At 73.2% G+C, this 19,726-nt stretch carries 16 protein-coding genes and 1 pseudogene; 12 read left to right on the top strand and 5 right to left on the bottom strand.

All coding sequences use genetic code 11. The features are described 5' to 3' along the window. Window positions 1–212 precede the first annotated feature (212 nt). Window positions 213–800, bottom strand: a complete 588-nt coding sequence (locus ACZ3TI_RS27125; protein ID WP_465730550.1) for a TetR/AcrR family transcriptional regulator — start codon at window positions 798–800, stop codon at window positions 213–215. 164 nt (window positions 801–964) lie between these two features. Here ACZ3TI_RS27125 and ACZ3TI_RS27120 point away from each other — a divergent pair, with 164 nt between their 5' ends. Continuing rightward, window positions 965–1,438, top strand: a complete 474-nt coding sequence (locus ACZ3TI_RS27120; protein ID WP_465730548.1) for a DoxX family protein — start codon at window positions 965–967, stop codon at window positions 1,436–1,438. A 39-nt stretch (window positions 1,439–1,477) separates the two neighbouring features. On the opposite strand, the gene ACZ3TI_RS27115 is transcribed toward ACZ3TI_RS27120, so the two are convergent. Both ACZ3TI_RS27115 and ACZ3TI_RS27110 read right to left on the bottom strand, forming a co-directional pair. Continuing rightward, complete coding sequence (locus tag ACZ3TI_RS27115; RefSeq protein WP_465730546.1) at window positions 1,478–1,777, bottom strand: MTH1187 family thiamine-binding protein; 300 nt, start codon at window positions 1,775–1,777, stop codon at window positions 1,478–1,480. A gap of 82 nt (window positions 1,778–1,859) precedes the next feature. Beyond that, on the bottom strand, window positions 1,860–3,350 hold the full coding sequence (locus tag ACZ3TI_RS27110) for a SulP family inorganic anion transporter (RefSeq protein WP_465730905.1): 1,491 nt from the start codon (window positions 3,348–3,350) through the stop codon (window positions 1,860–1,862). A 780-nt stretch (window positions 3,351–4,130) separates the two neighbouring features. Between ACZ3TI_RS27110 and gcl the strand changes: the two genes are divergently transcribed. The 3 genes from gcl to ACZ3TI_RS27095 all read left to right on the top strand — a co-directional run bounded on the left by gcl (window position 4,131) and on the right by ACZ3TI_RS27095 (window position 9,202). Next, the gene (gene gcl, locus ACZ3TI_RS27105) at window positions 4,131–5,903 is read left to right on the top strand and encodes a glyoxylate carboligase (protein ID WP_465730903.1); all 1,773 of its coding nucleotides are present in this window, start codon (window positions 4,131–4,133) and stop codon (window positions 5,901–5,903) included. A 139-nt stretch (window positions 5,904–6,042) separates the two neighbouring features. Then, window positions 6,043–6,531 (top strand): glutathione peroxidase, encoded by a 489-nt coding sequence (locus ACZ3TI_RS27100; RefSeq protein ID WP_465730544.1) that lies wholly within the window; start codon window positions 6,043–6,045, stop codon window positions 6,529–6,531. 229 nt (window positions 6,532–6,760) lie between these two features. Then, entirely contained in the window at window positions 6,761–9,202 is a 2,442-nt protein-coding gene (locus ACZ3TI_RS27095; protein WP_465730542.1) for a helicase C-terminal domain-containing protein, read from the top strand. 235 nt (window positions 9,203–9,437) lie between these two features. On the opposite strand, the gene ACZ3TI_RS27090 is transcribed toward ACZ3TI_RS27095, so the two are convergent. Then, entirely contained in the window at window positions 9,438–10,361 is a 924-nt protein-coding gene (locus tag ACZ3TI_RS27090) for a LysR family transcriptional regulator (RefSeq protein ID WP_465730540.1), read from the bottom strand. 109 nt (window positions 10,362–10,470) lie between these two features. Between ACZ3TI_RS27090 and ACZ3TI_RS27085 the strand changes: the two genes are divergently transcribed. The 6 genes from ACZ3TI_RS27085 (at window position 10,471) to ACZ3TI_RS27060 (ending at window position 15,705) form a co-directional block, all read left to right on the top strand. Next, window positions 10,471–11,175: a succinate dehydrogenase cytochrome b subunit gene (locus ACZ3TI_RS27085; protein WP_465730538.1), complete on the top strand. Its 705-nt coding sequence runs from the start codon at window positions 10,471–10,473 to the stop codon at window positions 11,173–11,175. Further along, window positions 11,172–13,118, top strand: a complete 1,947-nt coding sequence (locus ACZ3TI_RS27080) for a fumarate reductase/succinate dehydrogenase flavoprotein subunit (protein WP_465730536.1) — start codon at window positions 11,172–11,174, stop codon at window positions 13,116–13,118. The genes ACZ3TI_RS27085 and ACZ3TI_RS27080 overlap by 4 nt, the downstream gene beginning before the upstream one ends. After that, window positions 13,115–13,852: a succinate dehydrogenase/fumarate reductase iron-sulfur subunit gene (locus ACZ3TI_RS27075; RefSeq protein ID WP_465730534.1), complete on the top strand. Its 738-nt coding sequence runs from the start codon at window positions 13,115–13,117 to the stop codon at window positions 13,850–13,852. Before ACZ3TI_RS27080 ends, ACZ3TI_RS27075 begins: the two co-directional genes overlap by 4 nt. Window positions 13,853–14,205: 353 nt before the next feature. Further along, window positions 14,206–14,511, top strand: a complete 306-nt coding sequence (locus ACZ3TI_RS27070) for a hypothetical protein (protein ID WP_465730532.1) — start codon at window positions 14,206–14,208, stop codon at window positions 14,509–14,511. 256 nt (window positions 14,512–14,767) lie between these two features. After that, complete coding sequence (locus ACZ3TI_RS27065; RefSeq protein ID WP_465730530.1) at window positions 14,768–15,328, top strand: DUF6232 family protein; 561 nt, start codon at window positions 14,768–14,770, stop codon at window positions 15,326–15,328. Then, a complete protein-coding gene (locus ACZ3TI_RS27060; RefSeq protein ID WP_465730528.1) occupies window positions 15,325–15,705 on the top strand; it encodes a hypothetical protein in 381 nt (126 codons plus the stop codon). The genes ACZ3TI_RS27065 and ACZ3TI_RS27060 overlap by 4 nt, the downstream gene beginning before the upstream one ends. 34 nt (window positions 15,706–15,739) lie before the next feature. Here ACZ3TI_RS27060 and ACZ3TI_RS27055 read toward each other — a convergent pair whose 3' ends face one another. Further along, window positions 15,740–16,678: a DUF2797 domain-containing protein gene (locus ACZ3TI_RS27055; RefSeq protein ID WP_465730526.1), complete on the bottom strand. Its 939-nt coding sequence runs from the start codon at window positions 16,676–16,678 to the stop codon at window positions 15,740–15,742. A gap of 617 nt (window positions 16,679–17,295) precedes the next feature. Here ACZ3TI_RS27055 and ACZ3TI_RS27050 point away from each other — a divergent pair. Both ACZ3TI_RS27050 and ACZ3TI_RS27045 read left to right on the top strand, forming a co-directional pair. After that, window positions 17,296–19,434 carry a restriction endonuclease gene (locus ACZ3TI_RS27050; RefSeq protein ID WP_465730524.1) on the top strand — a complete coding sequence of 713 codons (2,139 nt, stop codon included), beginning with the start codon at window positions 17,296–17,298 and terminating at the stop codon, window positions 19,432–19,434. Window positions 19,435–19,605: 171 nt separating this feature from the next. Continuing rightward, window positions 19,606–19,726, top strand: a pseudogene (locus tag ACZ3TI_RS27045) (ABC transporter ATP-binding protein); the annotation flags it as partial.

Raw genomic sequence — 19,726 nt, 5'->3', positions numbered from 1 at the left:
CTCGATCCGAGTGGTGCGTTCTGGTGCGGCTGCACGGTGAGGATCGTGATCGTGAAGATCAGCACCGCCTGCGGCGAGCAGTGCGAAGCCGGCGCGGACCGCCGTAGCGCCGCTCGTGCGCCTCCCCTTGGCTTCCATGAGCCCCCTCCTGTAAAGACCGTTCGGTACAGAATCGCGACAGCATAAGGACATCCGACCGGCAGGGCCGAGCGTCAGTCCACGTCCAACAGCGCGAGCGCCTGCTCGGCCGCGTCCCGCACCCGGGCCGCGCCGTCGGCGGTCTTGCCCATCACCCGCATGCCCTGCATCAGCACCATCAGCATCCGGGCCAGCGCCCGGGGTTCCCGCCCCGCGGGCAGTTCGCCCTGCGCCTCGGCGCGCACCAGGGCGGCGGTCAGCACCGCCTCCAGGTGGGCGAGGCTGGCCTCGACCCGGCGAGCCGCCGACGGGTCGTGCGGCGCGAGCTCGACGGCGGTGTTGGTGACGAAGCAGCCGCGTTCCCGGCCCTCCCCGGCCGACTCCGCGGCGTACCGGCGCACCACCGCCCGCACGGCCGGCAGCACCGGGCCGGGCCGGGACAGCTCCGCCAGCAGCACGGGGTCGACCTGCTCGGCGTAACGTTCCAGCGCGCGCAGGTAGAGCTCGTGCTTGCTGCCGAAGGTGGCGTAGATGCTGGCCCTCGCGATGCCCAGCCCCTCGACCAGGTCGGCCATCGAGGTGGCCTCGTAGCCGCGCCGCCAGAACAGCTCCAGGGCCGCCTGCAGCGCCGCGTCCGGGTCGAATTCCTTCGTTCGCGCCATGAGGGAACGCTAACCCTTTCTAGATCGATCGGTCAAGAAAGAGCCCGAACCTCGAACGTGCCAATGCGTGAAGACATCTGACGGAGCATTGACAATTAAACAAAACTAAGCCTAGCCTTACCGCCCCGCCCCCTCCTTCTCCCCCTTCCCGGAGGCGCTTCCCCATGTCCACGAACGCACACACGAAGCCCCGCCAGGCCGCCGAGGCAGCCAGACCGCTGGTCCTGACGGCCTTCCGGATCGTCGTCGGCCTGCTCTTCACCTGCCACGGCGCCGCCTCCCTCTTCGGCGTCCTGGGCGGCGCCAAGGGCGGCGGCACCGTCCCGCTCGGCCAGTGGCCGGGCTGGTGGGCCGCGCTGATCCAACTGGTCGGCGGCGTCCTGGTCCTCCTCGGCGCCGGCACCAGGTCGGCCGCCCTGGTCTGCTCCGGCTCGATGGCCTACGCCTACTTCACCGTCCACCAGGAGCACGCGCTGCTCCCGCTGCAGAACGGGGGCGAGGCTTCGGTGATGTTCTGCTGGTCCTTCCTCGCCATCGCGGTGCTCGGCTCCGGCCCGTACGCCGTGGACCGGCTGCTCACCCGACGTCCGGACGCCACGGCGGTCGAACCGGCCGCCCAGCCCACCTCGACGGGCTGACCTCGCCGAGCGGCACGGGCTGAGCCCGATGAGCCGGGCTCAGCCCTCGTCCGCGAGGTAGCGCTCGACCGAGGCGACCTTGGCGGTGAGGCCGTCGGTGACCCCGGCCCGGTCGTCGATCTTGATGACCGTGCTCACCCGGTTGCTGTGCGCCTTCACCGCCTCGATCGCCGCCCGGATCACCGGCATCACCTCGTCCCAGTCCCCCTCGATGCTGGTGAACATGGCGTCCGTACGGTTCGGGAGCCCGCTCTCCCGGACCACCCGGACGGCGGCGGCGACCGCCTCCCCCACGTCCTCGCCGATCCCCAGCGGGGTCACCGAAAAGGCTGCGATCACGGCTCTGCGCTCCTTGTGTCGACGGCACTGGTCGCCGGTCCGGGCCGGCCCGGACCGGCGACCAGGCTAACCGGACGACCCGTCAGGCCACCGAAGGCAGCGGCGGTTCGACGGCCAGTGGTGCGGTGGAGCGGGCCCGGTGCTGGGTGGCCCAGGCGGCGAGGGCGACGGTGCAGGCGTGGTCCAGGTGGCGCAGCCCGGACCAGTCCAGCTCGACCGGGCGGTCGTCCGGCAGCCGTTCCAGGGTGTCCAGCAGCCGGGGCAGCCGCAGGAAGGTGGCGTTGCCGCTCAGCCGGACCCGGTGCAGCGCCTGGCCGGTCTCCGGCACCAGCTCCTCCACCGCGATCTGCAGGTGCGAGGTCTGCCAGGCGGACTTGACCACCGCGAGGCCGATGCCGATCAGCACGCCCTCGAACAGGTCGGTGGTGATGATCGCGACCGCCGTCACCACCAGGACCAGGGCCTCGCCCCGGTGGCCGCGCCAGAGCGCGGCGATCCGGCGCAGCGGTACGAGCTTGGCGCCGGCGTGGACCAGGACGGCGGCGAGCGCGGTGAGCGGGACGAGCCCGAGCGCGCCGGGCAGCAGCGCGGTGAACAGCAGCAGCCAGCAGCCGTGCAGGAACCGGGAGGCCTTGGTCTTCGCCCCGGCCTGGACGTTGGTGGCGCTGCGGACGATCACCGCGGTCATCGGCAGGGCGCCGAGCAGCCCGCAGACGGTGTTGCCGATGCCCTGGGCGGTGAGCTCGCGGTCGTAGTCGGTGCGCGGACCGTGGTGCATCCGGTCGACGGCCGCGGCGCTGAACAGCGTCTCGGCGGAGGCGATCAGGGTGAAGGCGACGACCGTGCCGATCCCGGCGGTGCCGGCCAGTGCGCCGAGCGCGGCGCGGTCGGGCAGCTGGACGACGTCGAGCAGGGCGGACACCCGGATCCGGGCGACCGGCAGGTCGGCGGCGGCGGTGACGGCGGCGGCCAGTCCGACGGCGGCCAGCGGTGCGGGGACGGCCCGGGCGGCCCGCTCCGGCAGGTACTTCCAGCCGACCAGCACCAGCAGGGTGCCGAGGCCGAGGGCGACCGCCGCGGGGTCGGCCGCGGCGGTGAGGACGTCCTTCAGCAGGGCGGGCAGTCCGGCGATCTTCTCCGCTCCGGTGGCGGGGGCGCGGCGGTCGGCGATCGCGTAGAGCTGGCCGAACACCAGGGTCAGCCCGATTCCGGCCAGCATGCCGTGCACCACCGAGGCGGACATCGCTCGGAACCAGCGGCCGAGGCGCAGGGCGCCCATCGCCAGCTGGAGCAGGCCGGTGGCGAGCACCAGCAGCCCGAGCGCGGCGGCGCCGAACTCCCGGACGGCGTCGGCGACCAGCACGGTCAGCCCGGCGGCGGGCCCGCTGACCTGGAGGCTGCTGCCGGGCAGGGCGCCGACCACCAGGCCGCCGACGATGCCGGTGACCAGTCCGAGTTCGGCGGGCACGCCGGAGGCGACGGCCACGCCGACGCAGAGCGGCAGGGCGACCAGGAAGACCACCACCGAGGCGGGCAGGTCCCGGCGCCACGGCACGGCGCGCAGCACGGCGATCGGGGGCCGGGGCCGGCCCGGCGGGGCGTTCTTCCGGGGGCGGCCCGGCGGGCTCTCGCTCCGGTGGGGCGGCCGGCTCACCCGGTCACCACCGGGGGTCGGGCGGGGGTACAGCAGCGCATGGGGACGTTCCTTCCGCGCGCCCGCCGCTGCGGGCACGCCGTTGCAGGACGGAGGCAGGAGGAGGGGACGGCGGGAGGAGCGGCGAACAGGGGGCGGGAGGAGGCGAGGAGAAAGGACCGCGGAACGGCGGCGACGGCGGTGCGGCCACAGGCCCGGGGGGCCGGAGGGCGGCGGCGGGTGTCGGGTCGGTGCGGCCGGGGGGTGCGTCCCTCGCTCGGGTGCGGCGGACCGGGCGCGCTGGTCCTGGACGGGGCCGCCGGCGGACTTCCCCCGCTCCCCGGCGCTCCCAAACCCCCCTGCCGCGGCCTCAGTTGGACGTCACGGGCCCGGCGTGCCACCGACGGTACCCAGGGCCGCGGAGCCGGCCCACCTCGGGCACCGTCCCTTCACAGGCACTGCACACGGGGTCCGCTTCCCGGCGCGGAACGTCCGCTTCCCCGCGCACACCAGCACGGCTGCTGTCCGGGCGTACGAATCCCGCCCCTCGGACGACCCTGGCCGTGGCTTCCACATTCTGTTGAAGTCCCGCTTGACGCCCCGGCGAGGCCCGCCCTACCTTGTTTCCACATACAGAAACCGTTCTTCCGTATGGTGGAATTCAGGAGATGAGCCCTCCGAGCCACTGCGGGCCGACGCAGGAGAGACCCGATGCCTCGTATGACAGCCGCCCGCGCGGCCGTGGAGATCCTCAAGCTCGAAGGCGTTGAGGTCGCGTTCGGTGTGCCGGGCGCAGCCATCAACCCGTTCTACGCCGCCCTCAAGGCCTCCGGCGGGATCAGGCACACCCTGGCCCGGCACGTCGAGGGCGCCTCCCACATGGCCGAGGGCTACACCCGCGCCAAGGCCGGCAACATCGGGGTCTGCATCGGCACCTCCGGCCCGGCCGGCACCGACATGATCACCGGCCTGTACTCGGCGATCGCCGACTCGATCCCGATCCTGTGCATCACCGGCCAGGCGCCCGTCGCCCGGCTGCACAAGGAGGACTTCCAGGCCGTCGACATCGCCTCGATCGCCAAGCCGGTCACCAAGGCCGCGACCACCGTCCTGGAGGCCGCGCAGGTCCCCGGCGTGTTCCAGCAGGCCTTCCACCTGATGCGCTCCGGCCGCCCGGGCCCGGTCCTGATCGACCTGCCGATCGACGTCCAGCTGACCGAGATCGACTTCGACCCCGAGGCCTACCAGCCGCTCCCGGTCTACAAGCCGGCCGCCAACCGCGTCCAGATCGAGAAGGCCCTCGCGCTGCTCCAGGAGTCGGAGCGCCCGCTGATCGTGGCCGGCGGCGGCGTCATCAACGCCGACGCCTCCGCGCTGCTGCTGGAGTTCGCCGAGCTCACCGGGGTCCCGGTGATCCCGACCCTGATGGGCTGGGGCATCGTCCCGGACGACCACGAGCTGAACGCCGGCATGGTCGGCCTGCAGACCTCGCACCGCTACGGCAACGAGAACTTCCTCGCCTCCGACTTCGTCCTCGGCATCGGCAACCGCTGGGCCAACCGCCACACCGGCGGCCTGGACGTCTACACCGCGGGCCGCACGTTCGTCCACGTCGACATCGAGCCCACCCAGATCGGCAAGATCTTCGCCCCGGACCTCGGTATCGCCTCCGACGCCAAGGCCGCGCTGGAGCTCTTCGTCCAGGTCGCCGGGGAGCTCAAGGCCGACGGGCGGCTCAAGGACCGCAGCGCGTGGGCCGCCGCCACCCAGGAGCGCAAGGCCACCCTGCAGCGCCGCACCCACTTCGACAATGTGCCGCTCAAGCCGCAGCGCGTCTACGAGGAGATGAACCGGGCCTTCGGTCCGGAGACCCGCTACGTCACCACGATCGGCCTCTCCCAGATCGCCGGCGCGCAGATGCTGCACGTCTACAAGCCGCGGCACTGGATCAACTGCGGCCAGGCCGGCCCGCTCGGCTGGACCATCCCGGCCGCGCTGGGCGTCGCCACCGCCGACCCCGAGGGCCGGATCGTCGCGCTCTCCGGCGACTACGACTTCCAGTTCATGATCGAGGAACTGGCGGTCGGCGCGCAGCACCGGATCCCGTACGTCCACGTGCTGGTCAACAACTCCTACCTGGGCCTGATCCGCCAGGCGCAGCGCAACTTCGACATCGACTTCCAGGTCAAGCTGGAGTTCGAGAACATCAACGCGCCGGAGCTGGGCGTCTACGGCGTGGACCACGTCAAGGTCGCCGAGGGCCTGGGCTGCAAGGCGATCCGGGTCACCGAGCCGGAGGGCCTGCTGCCCGCGTTCGAGGAGGCCAAGAAGCTGGCTGCCGAGTTCCGCGTCCCGGTCGTGGTCGAGGCGATCCTGGAGCGGGTCACCAACATCTCGATGAGCGGCAACGACATCGACAAGGTCAACGAGTTCGAGGAGCTCGCCACCCTCCCCGAGCACGCGCCGACGGCCGTCAAGCCGCTCGCGCTCTGACCTGTCTGGGGGCGTGCGAGCCGCTCCGTACGCCCCCTCGCAGCCGGAACACCGTCGACGCCCGCATGGTTGACCCGTAGGGCCGATACCGTGTGCCCGGGCGAAGACCCGCTGCCGACCTGCCGAAAGGACCACCACCGTGAGCCTGTACGACATCCCGCTGCGCACCCTCGCCGGCGAGCCGACCTCGCTGGCCGACCACAAGGGCAAGGCCCTGCTGATCGTCAACGTCGCCTCCAAGTGCGGCCTGACCCCGCAGTACGCCGGGCTGGAGCGTCTGCAGGAGCGCTACGCCGGGCGCGGGTTCACCGTGCTGGGCTTCCCGTGCAACCAGTTCGCCGGACAGGAGCCGGGCAGCGCCGAGGAGATCCAGACGTTCTGCTCCACCACCTACGGCGTCTCCTTCCCCCTGTTCGAGAAGATCGACGTCAACGGCGACGACCGGCACCCGCTGTACCAGCAGCTGACCCAGGTGGCCGACGCCGAGGGCCAGGCCGGGGACGTCTCCTGGAACTTCGAGAAGTTCCTGATCTCCCCGGACGGCACCGTCGCCGCCCGGATCCGCCCGCGCGTCGAGCCGGAGGCCCCCGAGCTGATCACCGCCCTGGAGGCCGTCCTCCCGGCCTGACGCCGCCCGCCGCGCGACGAGCGCCGACGAGAAGGGCCGCCCCAGGCCCTCCCGCTCGCGGGAAGGCGTGTCGGGGCAACCCCTCACGAGTTCGAATCTCGTATCCGCCGCCTTCGCGAAGGCCCGGACCGCACCACGCGGTTCGGGCCTTCGTCGCACTCACCCCCGCTGGTACGCCATCCTTGTGCTTCCGGTCGGCTCCGGCCGGGCATGGACGTCCTCCTACGCGATGAGGTGCCCCATCAGCAAGAAGAGCGGATCGGCACTGGCCGCATGGCTGGGCGGTCTCGATGCTGTCCAGTTGGAGCGGGTCCTTGCGGCCCGCCCGGACGCCGCGTCGGCTCCGGAACCGCGGTCGGTCGGTGAACTGGCGGACCGCCTCCAGCGCCCGACGTCAGTGGCGTTGGCCCTGCCCCGACTCACGCTGCCGTGCCTGCAGGTGGCGGAGGTCATCGCCGCGCTGACGGCCGTGTCACGGGACGATCTGGCGGGCCTCCTGAAGGCGACGCACGGTGACCGCGCCCACGGGTTGGATGCCGTTCTGGAGGCGCTGGCCGATCGTGCTCTGGTGTGGCCGGACGAGAACGGCCTGCTGCGCATGGCGGCACCGCTGCGGAGCGCGTGGGCCTCGCCGCTGGGGCTCGACGCACCGCTCGTGCAACTGCTCGCGGGGGCGAACTCCGACGAGCTGGGCCGCATGTTGGCGAAACTCGCCGTGAAACCTGTCGCCAACCGGAAACAGCAGCGGCTGGCGGCGCTGGTCGAGCATCACAGCGATCCGGCTCGGGTCGCCGCACTGATGGCCGAGGCGCCCGCAGCCACCCGGAAAATCCTCGAACGGCGGGCGCGTGAGGCCCCGGAGCGACCGGGCTTCATCATGTTCGGGGCTCCGCAGGACGGCACCAAACCCGGAGAACAATGGGCGCTGGAGCGGGGGCTCCTGATCCGGGACCGCCACTGGTACGGGCCGGCCCGTATGCCCGCGGAGGTGGCACTCGCACTGCGCGGCTCCGACTGGCACGCCCCGTTCACGCCCGCCCCGCCCGACGTACGGTCGGTGCCCACCGCCCTCCCGGACATCGGCCGGGAAGCCGCAGCCGCCTCCATGGCGTTCGCCGCCCACGCCGTGTCCGTCCTCGGCGTGTGCGCCGTCACTCCACCCGCCCGGCTCAAGGCCGGCGGGATCGGCGCCCGCGAGCTGTCCCGGATCGGCAAAGCGGCACAGTGCGACGAGATCCTGGTACGCCTCGTACTGGAGACGGCGAGCGCGGCCGGGCTGCTGGCCCGGGACGGCGACGGGGTCTCGGCGACCACGTCCTACGACAGCTGGGCCGAGCAGGAACCGGCCGACCAACTCGCCGTGCTGCTCCGGGCGTGGTGGGCGCTCCCGCTGACTCCCGGCGGGAGCCGCGACGGGGACGGGAAGGCTCTGCCGGCGCTCGCCGGGGCACCGCCCTGCGGAGGCTGCGTACAGGCCCGGCACGGGCTACTCGCAGCCGCGTCACAGCTCCCGGCCGGCGAAGGCGCGGCGAACTCGGCAGACCTGGGGGCGCTGCTCGCGTGGCTCCGCCCGCTCGTCGACGAACTCCCCCAGGACGCCACGCCGTTCGCCACCCTGATCCGGGAGACGGAACTGTTTGGCGCACTCGCGCTCGGTGCCGTGTCCCCGATCGGGGCCGCCCTTCTCGCCGACGACGCCGAAGCCCTGACCGACGCCTGCCGGCGGCTGCTGCCCGCCGCCAGCGGGAGCGCCCGCTTCGGCAGCGATCTCACAGCCGTGGTCGCCGGTACGCCGTCGGCGCACCTCCTCGCCCTGCTGGACTCCGTCGCGGACCGGGAGACCTACGGTGCGGCGTCCGTATGGCGGTTCACCCCGGGAAGCGTCCGCCGCGCCCTCGACGCGGGCCTCACCCTCGACGCCCTCACGGCCGACCTCGCCGGCGTCGCCGTCGAACCGCTCCCCCAGCCACTCACGTACCTGATCCACGACACCGCCCGCAGCCACGGCCGAGTGCGCGTCGTCTCCGCAGCCTGTGTCATCCACGGCCAGGATCCCGCCCTCCTGGCCGAACTGGCCGCCCATCGCAAACTCGCCCCACTCGGCCTGCGGCAGCTGGCACCGACGGTGTTGATCAGCCGGACCCCGCCGGACAAGACGCTCGCGGCACTGCGGTCCGCCGGCTACGCCCCGGTCGCCGAGAAACCGGACGGTTCCGTCCGGATCGAACGGCCCCAGCGCCACCGCGCGGCGAGCCCCGTCCCACCGCCGCGCGTAGCCGGGGGCAGTTCCCGCACGCAGCGTCCTGGTGCCCGCACCGAACAGGCCCGGACGGCCGTCGACCTACCCGCCCTCGCCACCCGGCTTCGAGGCGCCCCGCAGGACATCCCGGAGCCTGACCCGCGGGACGGTCGCCCCTATGACAGCGACACCGAGGAGATCATCGCCGGGCACGCGCGCAACCTGTCCTTCACCGACGTCCGCCAGCTGGCCCATGCCGTCAACGACGGCCAGGCCATCACGATCGAGTACGTCGCCACCTCGGGCAACGCGACCGTCCGCACCCTCAGCCGACTCGAACTGGACGCCCCCTACCTCCACGCCTGGTGCCACCTGCGCAACGACGAACGCGTGTTCACCATCTCCCGCATCCACGGGGTGATGCCCGCATAGCCCGCCGAAGGAGGAGGGACCAGGCCGAGCTGCGGGCGGCGGAGGCCGTGTGGGAGCGGTGATTGCGCGAAGGGCGACCGGCCAGACACGGGGGGCTTGGCCCTGGGCTCGGCCTGTCGATGGAAACGCCCCGAACAGTGGCTCTCCAAGGACGAGAGGCTGCGAGTGTTCGCCCGGTTCGTCGCTCGGCTCGAACCACACGGCCGCCGTTTCCCACGCAGGATCGGGAGCGGGATCACGGCAGCAACAGCCGGGTGCCCGGCGGGAGTTCGCCCGACTTCGCGGCGTCGTGCAGGTGCGCCAGCAGGGTGCTGCGCAGCGCCTCCGCGGCGCGGGTGAGGGGCACCTCGTGGCCGTGGGCGACGGCGATGGTGCGGCCCAGGCCCGGCCCGGCGAACGGGGTCACCGCGAGGCCCGAGCGGGCCGCCACCATGCCGGGGACGACGGCCGGGCCGATGCCCGCCCGGACGAATCCCAACACCGCGTCCATCTCGCCGCCCTCCACCGCGAACTCCGGCTCGAAGCCGGCCGCCCGGCAGGCCGCCAGGGTCGCCTCGCGCAGGTCGTAGCCTTCCCGGAACATCACCAGCGGCCGCCCGCGCAGCTCCGTCACCCGGGCCTTGCGCCGGGCCCGCCGCTCGGCGGAGACCAGCACCAGCTCCTCGTGCAGCAGCTCGGTCACGGCGAGGGCGGGTGCCTGCTCGCCGCTCGTCGGGGTGATGATCAGCGCGAGGTCCAGCTCCCCCGCGGCCAGCGAGCGGACCAGGTCGCGCGAGCCGCCCTCGCGGACCACCAGCGCCACCCCCGGGTAGCGGTCCCGGAACACCCGCAGCACGTCCGGCACCAGGCTGGTGCACAGGCTCGGCGGGGCGCCCAGCCGGACCCGGCCGCGGCGCAGCTGCACCGTCTCCTGGACGGCGAGGCGGGCGCTCTCGGTGTCCGCGAGGATGCGCCGGGCCAGCGGCAGCAGGGCGTCCCCGGCGTCGGTCAAGGCGATGTTGCCCCGGGTGCGGTGGAACAGTTCGGCGCCCAACTCCCGTTCCAGCGACCGGATCTGTTGCGAGAGGGACGGCTGCGCCACATGTGCGGCCTCGGCCGCCCGGGTGAAGTGGCGGGTCTCGGCGACGGCCAGGAAGTAGCGGAGTTGCTGGAGCTGCACCCGGCCAGGATAGGCCGCCGCCCCCGGCCGCATCGATAGTCGGCACCTATCGTGACGAGCCGCATCATGTCTTGGACGCACCCTGGCGGCCGTCCCTACCGTTGCAGGCATGACAACCGCGACTCGGACGGGCCGGCATCCGTCCACCCTGGCGACGCTGTGGCGGTCGACCGTCGGCAAGAAGGCGGTCATGGCCGTCACCGGACTGGTCATGCTGCTGTACCTGGTCGCACACATGCTGGGCAACCTCAAGGTGTTCTTCGGCCCGGACGACATCAACGGCTACGCGGCCTGGCTGCGCACCATCGGGCAGCCGTTCCTCGGCCACGAGTGGTTCCTGTGGATCGCCCGGACCGGCCTGCTCGCCTCCGTCGTGCTGCACGGCGTCTCCGCGTACCAGCTCAGCCGCCGCGACCTCGCGGCCCGCCCGAGCAAGTACGCGCACAAGCGCCGCCGCGCGAGCTACGCGACCCGGACCATGCGCTGGGGCGGGGTGATCCTCGGGCTGTTCATCGTGTGGCACATCCTCGACCTCACCACGCTCACCGTGAACCCGGTCGCCGAGCACGGCCACGTCTACCGGAACGTCGTGGGCACCTTCGGCCGCTGGTACAGCGACGTGTTCTACATCCTCGCCGTGGTGGCCCTCGGCTTCCACATCCGGCACGGCTTCTGGAGCGCCGCCCAGACCCTCGGCGCCAACAACGCCCGCCGCGACCGGGCGCTCAAGCTGACCGCCAACGGCCTGGCGCTCGTGCTGACCGCCGGCTTCCTGTCCGTCCCCGTGGCCGTGATGACCGGAGTGGTCAAGTGAGCAGTTTCAGCGAGTACACCCTCGGCGCGCCAGTCGCCGACACCAAGGCCCCCGCCGGGCCGATCGACCAGCGCTGGGACCAGCGGCGCTTCGACGCCAAGCTGGTCAACCCGGCCAACCGGCGCAAGCACACCGTGATCGTGGTCGGCACCGGCCTGGCAGGCGGCGCGGCCGGTGCGACCCTCGCCGAACAGGGCTACCACGTCGTCCAGTTCTGCTTCCAGGACTCCCCCCGGCGGGCCCACTCGATCGCCGCCCAGGGCGGCATCAACGCGGCCAAGAACTACCGCAACGACGGCGACTCGATCCGTCGGCTGTTCTACGACACCGTCAAGGGCGGCGACTTCCGCGCCCGCGAGTCCAATGTGCACCGGCTCGCCCAGGTGTCGGTGGAGATCATCGACCAGTGCGTGGCCCAGGGCGTGCCCTTCGCCCGCGAGTACGGCGGCCTGCTGGACACCCGCTCCTTCGGCGGCGTCCAGGTCTCCCGCACCTTCTACGCCCGCGGGCAGACCGGCCAGCAGCTGCTGCTCGGCGCCTACCAGGCGCTGTCCCGGCAGATCGCCGCCGGGAACGTGGAGCTCCACCCGCGCACCGAGATGCTGGACCTGCTGGTCGTCGACGGCCGGGCCCGCGGCATCGTCGCCCGCGACCTGGTCACCGGCGAGATCCGCTCGTACACCGCGGACGCCGTGGTCCTCGCCAGCGGCGGCTACGGCAACGTGTTCTACCTCTCCACCAACGCCAAGAACTCCAACGCCACCGCGATCTGGCGGGCGCACCGGCGCGGCGCGTACTTCGCCAACCCGTGCTTCACCCAGATCCACCCGACCTGCATCCCGCGCTCCGGCGACCACCAGTCCAAGCTCACCCTGATGAGCGAGTCGCTGCGCAACGACGGCCGGATCTGGGTCCCCAAGGCGCAGGGCGACACCCGGCCGCCGGCCGAGATCCCCGAGGAGGAGCGGGACTACTACCTCGAGCGGATCTACCCGTCCTTCGGCAACCTGGTGCCGCGCGACATCGCCTCCCGCGCCGCCAAGAACGTCTGCGACGAGGGCCGCGGCGTCGGCCCCGGCGGCCAGGGCGTGTACCTGGACTTCGCCGACGCGATCCGCCGGCTGGGCCGGGACGCCGTCGAGGCCAAGTACGGCAACCTCTTCGAGATGTACGAGCGGATCACCGCCGAGGACCCGTACCGCGTGCCGATGCGGATCTACCCGGCGATCCACTACACGATGGGCGGGCTCTGGGTCGACTACGACCTGCAGACCACCGTCCCCGGCCTGTTCGCGATCGGGGAGGCCAACTTCTCCGACCACGGCGCCAACCGGCTCGGCGCCAGCGCCCTGATGCAGGGCCTCGCCGACGGCTACTTCGTGCTGCCGCCCACCCTCAACGACTACCTGGCCCGCAACCCGCTGCCCCCCGTGCCCGCCGACCACCCGGTGCTCGCCGAGACCGAGGCCGAGGTCGAGGACCGGCTCCACCTGATCCTCGCCGTGGACGGCGACCGCACCCCCGACTCCTTCCACCGCGAACTCGGCGAACTGCTCTGGGACGAGTGCGGCATGGCCCGCGACGAGGCCGGGCTGAAGCGCGCGCTGGAGCGGATCCCGCGGCTGCGCGAGGAGTTCTGGCGCCGGATCAAGGTGCCCGGCACCGGGCAGGAGCTCAACCAGTCACTCGAGAAGGCGAACCGGCTCGTCGACTACTTCGAGCTGGCCGAGCTGATGTGCCTGGACGCCCTGCACCGCGCCGAGTCCTGCGGCGGCCACTTCCGTACCGAGAGCCAGACCCCCGACGGCGAGGCCGCCCGGCGCGACGAGGAATACTCCTACGCCGCCGCCTGGGAGTTCACCGGCACCGGCGCGGCACCCGTCCTCCACCGCGAGGCGCTCGACTTCGAGTACGTCCACCCCACCCAGCGGAGCTACGCATGAACCTCACCCTGCGCATCTGGCGCCAGGCGGGCCCGGACGCACCCGGGTCGATGACCACCTACCGGGTCAGCGGGATCAGCCCGGACATGTCCTTCCTGGAGATGCTCGACACCCTCAACGAGGAGCTGATCACCCGCGGCGACCAGCCGGTCGCCTTCGACCACGACTGCCGCGAGGGCATCTGCGGCGCCTGCGGCATGGTCATCAACGGCCAGGCGCACGGCCCCGAGCGGACCACCACCTGCCAGCTGCACATGCGGCACTTCCGGGACGGCGACACCATCGACGTCGAGCCCTGGCGGGCGGCGGCCTTTCCGGTGGTCAAGGACCTGGTGGTGGACCGCTCCGCCTTCGACCGGATCATCGGCTCCGGCGGCTACATCACCGCCCCCACCGGCAGTGCGCCCGACGCGCACGCCACGCCCGTCCCCAAGGACGCCGCCGACACCGCCTTCGAGCACGCCGAATGCATCGGCTGCGGCGCCTGCGTGGCGGCCTGCCCGAACGGCTCGGCGATGCTCTTCACCTCCGCCAAGGTCGTCCACCTCAACGTGCTCCCGCAGGGCGCGCCCGAACGGGCCTCCCGGGTACGGAACATGGTCGCGGCGATGGACGCCGAGGGCTTCGGCGGCTGCACCAACACCGGCGAGTGCGCCACCGCCTGCCCCAAGGGCATCCCGCTGCCCAGCATCGCGGCGATGAACCGGGAGTTCCTGCGGGCCGCCCGCGGCTGACACTCCCCCGCAATCGGTCGGGCCCACCGACCCTCGGCCCCTCGCGCTGGTGCTCGCGCGAGGGGCCGACCGCGTTCCGGCGGGGCGTGCGGCGACATCTCGCGCTCCCCGTACGGGTGGTGGATCGCCGCGAGCGGTGCTCACGGGTGGAAAATCGCGCTACGGTGGTGCTCCGCTACGGAGGGACGGCATATGCCCGAGGTTCAGTCCTGTTCCGGTTGCGGCGGGTCCGGGGGGACCCAGAAGACCGAGGCAACGGTCGAACTGGACGAGGAAGGAAGCATGGTGCCCAGGATCCACGAGTTCTGGTCCCCCTGCGGTCGGTGCCACGGATCCGGGACGGTGATCGTCGGATGAGGTTGGTCTTCGAGTGCGTCGAGTGCGGCGGGCACTACCTGCCGCCCGAGGGCATGGTGTACCCGGACGGGCCGGCCTCGCCGGTCTGGTGCACCTCCTGCCAGGGCGCCAAGCACGCGGCCGGGCTCCGGGAGGACCCGCTGCTCGCCCGCGTCGCCCTGGCCGCCGCCCGGGCCGCGCTCGCCCGCCGGACCGCCGAGACCGCCGACCCCGGCCCCCGCCACGACGTCCGCCCCTCCCGGCCCCCGCTCTCCCGCCGGTCCCGCTCGGGCCCGGGCGGGATCCGCAGCAAGCTGGGCTGACCCCGTCTCGGACCGCCGATCGGACGCGAGCGCAGACGGACCGTCAGATTCGGCTTGTCGCGAAAGACTTGTGCGGATACGGCGGGTGCTGGTTCATTGTCGGCGGACGCACGACAGCTTTGGGGGAATGCCCATGCAGCCGAACGATCCGGCTGACCGGACCCGGGCCGGCCAAACCGGCTCCACTCCGTTCGTTCCACCTCCGCCCCCGGCGCCTCCGCAGGCGGCCGCACCGGTCCCGGGCAAGCTGGCCTCGATGGCCCAGACCACCATCAGGGTGGCCGTGACCAGGCGGATCCTCTGGGTCGGCAACGCGGCGTACCCCTTGGCGACGCTCGCCCGGGTCAGCAGCACCGTCATCGTCGCGAACCGTCTGGCCGCGGTCATCCGGTTCCTCAAACTCGCGGCGGCCGTCGCACTGGCCGCGATCGGACTCGCGGCGGTCACGGACGCGTCCGGCGGCCTCGGTTCCACGGGCTCCTACGGCGACGGCGGCAGCTCCGCCCCGGGCTGGATCATCGGTGTGGCATCGCTGCTCGTGGTGGTCTACTTCGCGGTCGACACCCTGCCCGTCCTGCTCCAGCCGCGTCTGTACGCGCTGACCGTGGACACGGCGGGGCCGCCGACCGCACTGCTGGCCTGGCAGTCACCGGAGCCCGCGTACGAACTGCAGGCCGCGATCACGCAGGCGATCGAAAACCCGCAGATCGAGTTCCAGCAGTACGTCAGCAGCGTCGTGGTCGACCTGCGGCGCTATCAGTTCGGCGACAGCGTCAACATCTACGGTGGTCAAGGGAACACGGGGGTCAGCAAGTGAACGGCAACGGCGACGGTCTCGGCGGCGGCCCGCACGTCCACGTCGGCGATCAGGTCACCATCCACGGCGGCAGCCACCACATCGGCATCCAGCACAACAACGGCCCGGTCGGCGAGGCCCTGCCGCCGGAGGTCGCCGCACTGTTCGCCCAGCTCGCGGCCGTGGTCGCGGAGCTGGCCGGCGACGACCGGCTCCGCGAGGCGGACCGGCGTCGCCTCGCCTCGGCCCTGCCCGTGCTGTCCAGCCCCGCCACCGAGGAGCGGAGCCGGTGGCAGGACACCCTCTACCTGCTGTCCGGGCTTGCCCAGAGCATCGGCGAGGCCGCCGCGCCGGCGCTGGGCCTGGCGAACCAGCTGATCGCCCTGATCAGCGGCTGAGCCCACCGGACTGCCCAGGGGCTGTCCGGTGGGCTCAGAACAGCGCCTCCTGGGTGTCCGGCTCCGGCGGGCGGACCCGCTCCTGCAGGGCCAGCCCCTCGGACGGGCGGCCGGGGACGGGGGTGAGCGTCCAGCCGGTGAGCCGGCGGGTGTCCAGCAGCAGCGGGCCCGAGCCGTCCGCCTGGTCGAGGAAGAGGTGCTTGCCGATCGGCGGCCGGAGGCGGCCCGCGACCACCGCGCCGTCGGCCAGACCGGCGATCTCCCGGTACGCCTCCGGGGCGCCGCCCGCCAGGCCGTAGCGCTCCACGTGGTCCACCACCGGACGGTCCGCGAGCAGCTCCACGGCGTGGCCGTCGAGCAGCCGGTGCGCCCGGGTGCGGGCCTCGGTGAGCACCGTACGGCGATGCCCGGCGTCGCCGTGCGACCACCACTGGTCGGCCTTGAGCCGGGACTTGTACCGCTCCCGGGCCAGGCCCGAGGCGGCGACGGTGAGTTCGGCGCGGCGCACGGCGGGCAGTCCGCCCCGGGCGGTGAACGTGTAGGCCAGCGCGCCCTGTTCGAGCAGCCGGCTGTCGCCGCGCTGCTCGGCGGTCAGCCCGACCTTCAACAGGCCCTCGCCGAACCAGGCGAGGTAGAGCAGGTAGGTGCGGCCGTCGTCGAGGATCTGGTCCCGCGCCAGGGCGAGGCCGCGGTCCACGCTCTGGCAGGCCGGGCACTGCGTCGCGCCGCCGTCCGGATCGATCACCGCGACGTGCGGGCAGGGGGTGCGCTCCGTCGCCCCGGCCAGCCAGGCCCCGGTGCACCGCCGCGGGCCGCCGAGCAGCCAGCCGACCTCCGCACCCGGCTCCACGGCGCGCTCGTGCACCCGGGCGCCGCGCACGGCCCCGAGCACGGCGCGGCCGTCCTGCCAGCTCAGGCCGGTGGAGATCCAGCCCCCGGGGCGGTCCGGGCGCTGCGGTGCGGGGATCGTCACGGGCAGCTCTCCCTGTGGGTACTCGACGGGTCCTCGATCAGCCGAGGCTACCCGCCGGCACCGACAACCGCCCCGGCCCCCCACTGGAACCGTGCTCGAGGAGGCATCGAGCCGGCGTGACCCCGTCGGCCGCGTCGTTAGCGTCCTTCCCAGTGCATTCCCCACGAACTGCCACTTCGGCCTTCACCGGCCGGATCGTCTGCTACAAGCCGGGCTACGGCGACTACACCCCACTACGGCACCCGCGCCGAGTCCGGCGGCACCTCGACCACCTGGTGCGACCTCGGCGCGACCATCCGGCGGGCCGACGCCGTCGCCTCCTGACCCCGAGGCCCGGCCCCCGCGGCCCGGGCCCGGCCTCCCGTCCCCGGGCGGCCGGACCCGGGCCTCTGAACTTCTCCACCGAGTCCGCTCGTTGACGGCCCCGCAGTGGCTCCGCGCCCGGCCTCCATGCCCCGGAAGGGCCCGCTGGTCACGGGCGCGTGGCCCGGTGGGGTGTCCACGTTCTATTGTGGCGGGCGCGGTCGGCGGTGCGGCCGGGAGGCGAGCTCGCGCGGCCGGGGTCGGCGCGAGATGAATGGGGTGGACGGACGGTGTCGGGGCGGCGGAGCAGCGGGGTGCTGGCGATCTGGGCGGAGGCGCAGCGGCAGCAGCAGCGCCGGGACGAGGCCCGGTGGCGCGCCGAGGCGGCGGAGGAGCGCCGGCGGGAGCGCGAGCAGCGGGAGGCGCAGCGGGCGGCGGCCCGCGACGAGCGGGAGGCGCAGCGCGCCTACCAGCAGTCGCGGGAGGCGGAGGCGGCCCGGCGGACGGCCGAACTGGACGCCCGGGTCGAGGAGTTGAAGGGCCTGCTGGCCGCCGGGCTGGCTGCGCCGGCCTTCGGTCCGCAGGCGCTGCTGGCGCCGAGCACGGTGCCGCCGTTCGATCCGGGCCCCCTGGGTGAGCCGGTGGTGATGCCGGACCAGACGTCCGCCGTCTACTTCGTGCCGCCGCCGGATCCGGTGCAGGCCCGCAATCCAGGAGTGCGGCGCCAGTACGAGCAGTACCTGGCCCAGGCGCGGGCCCGGTTCGAGCAGGACTGGTACGCCGCGCAGGCGCGGGAGGCGGACCGGCAGCAGCGGCTGGCCGCGTACCACCGGGAGTACCTGGCCTGGGCGGAGCAGGTCCGCCGCCAGGACGAGGAGCGCGGTGCCCGGACCGAGGAGCTGCTGCGGCGGCTGCGGGCGGGCGAGCCGGAGGCGGTGCAGGAGTACTTCACGGCGGGCCTGTACGCCTCGGCGGCCTGGCCGGAGGGCTTCCCGCACCGGCTGGTGGCGGCCTTCGACGCCACGGGCCGCCAGCTGGTGGTGAACTGGGAGCTGCCCGGGTCGGACGTGGTGCCGGCGGCCGCCCGGGTGCGGTACGTGAAGTCGGACGACCGCGAGGCGGAGGTGTCCCGTCCGGCGACGGAGCGCAAGGCGCTGTACCGGCAGGTCCTGGCGCAGTCGGCGCTGCGGGTGGTGGCGGAGCTGTTCCGGGCGGACCGGGATGGGCTGTTGGACTCGGTGGTGCTGAACGGCTTCGTGCTCGGCATCGATCCGGCGACCGGCCGGGAGGCCGAGCGCTTCGTGTCGACGCTGACCGCGACCCGGGCCGGGTTCGCCGGGCTGGCGCTGGACCGGGTGGACGCGGTGGAGTGCTTCCAGGGCCTGGGCGGCCGGCTGTCGGCGCGCCCGGAGCGGCTGGACGAGGTGCGGCCGGACCGCCGGCCGGAGACGGTCGGCGGGATCCTGGCCGGGCACGGCGGCGAGGACGAGCCGGACCTCTTCGAGATGGACCCGCTGGACTTCGAGGACCTGATCGCCGAGCTGTTCCGGCTGCGCGGCTTCCGGGTGATGACCACCGCCCGCAGCGGGGACGTCGGGGTGGACGTGGTCGCCGAGGACCTGGACCCGGTGACCGGCGGCAAGATCGTGATCCAGGCCAAGCGCTACAAGAAGACCGTCCCGCCGACGGCGGTGCGCGACCTGGAGTCCACCGTCCGCCACCACGGCGCGATCAAGGGCATCCTGGTCACCACGGCGGGCTTCGGCCGCGGCTCGTACAGCTACATCGAGGGCAAGCCGCTGACGCTGGTGAGCGGCCCGGAGCTGGTCCAGCTGCTGGCCGAGCAGGGCCTGCGCGGGCGGCTCGGCGGCGGCACCTCCGCCGCCGCCTCCACCGCCGGTGCGGGCGCCGGGCCGAAGGAGGCCGATCCGGCCGGGCGGGAGACCGCCCTCACGGTGAGCTGGCAGAGCCGGACGGCCGGCGGGGACGCGGTGGAGCTGGACGTCACCGCCTTCCTGTGCGCCGGCGGCCGGGTGCTGAGCGACGAGCACTTCGTGTTCTTCAACAGCCCGCAGGACCCGGACGGCGCGGTCCGCCTGCACCCCACCCACTCGGTGCCGGGCGAGCCGACCCGGGCGGCCCGGCTGACCCTGGGCCTGCACCGGCTGCCCGCCGCGGTCGAGGAGGTGGTGGTCGCGGTCTCCACCGAGGAGGAGGAGCCCCCGGCGCTGCCGCTCGGGTACGTGCACGGGCTCGCCGTCGCCGCCGCGTACGGGCCGGGCGCGGCCGGCCCGGCGGACTGGGCGGGCACCACCGGCGGGGTGCCGGACAGCGCCATGCTGCTCGGCGCCTTCCGACGGGCCGACGGCGGTTGGGAGTTCAGCCCGTCCGGGCGGGCGGTGACGAACGGTCTGGCCGGGCTGGCGGCCGCCTTCGGCGTGGCGGTCGAGTAGCGGCGTGTCGCACCCCTCAGGGATCACGTCATACCTGAGGAGGAGAGCGCCCCCGCCGACCCGGCGAGGCGGCGGGGGCCGACCGCCCGCTCGGCATACACATCACCTAAGAACCCCTTGGGAGGATGGACTGGAGTCAGATTTTCCGTTTTATCGCCCTCAGGAGTCCACGTGACCTTCGCCGCAACCGCCGTCCACACCGGCCGGGCGGCCGCCCGCGCCACCGGCCTGAACAAGGTCTACGGGGAGGGGGAGACCCGCGTCGTCGCCCTGGACAACGTCAGCGTCGCCT

This window comes from Kitasatospora sp. NPDC023120 (genome assembly GCF_055560835.1).
This window is presented reverse-complemented; position numbering and strand designations above follow the sequence as displayed.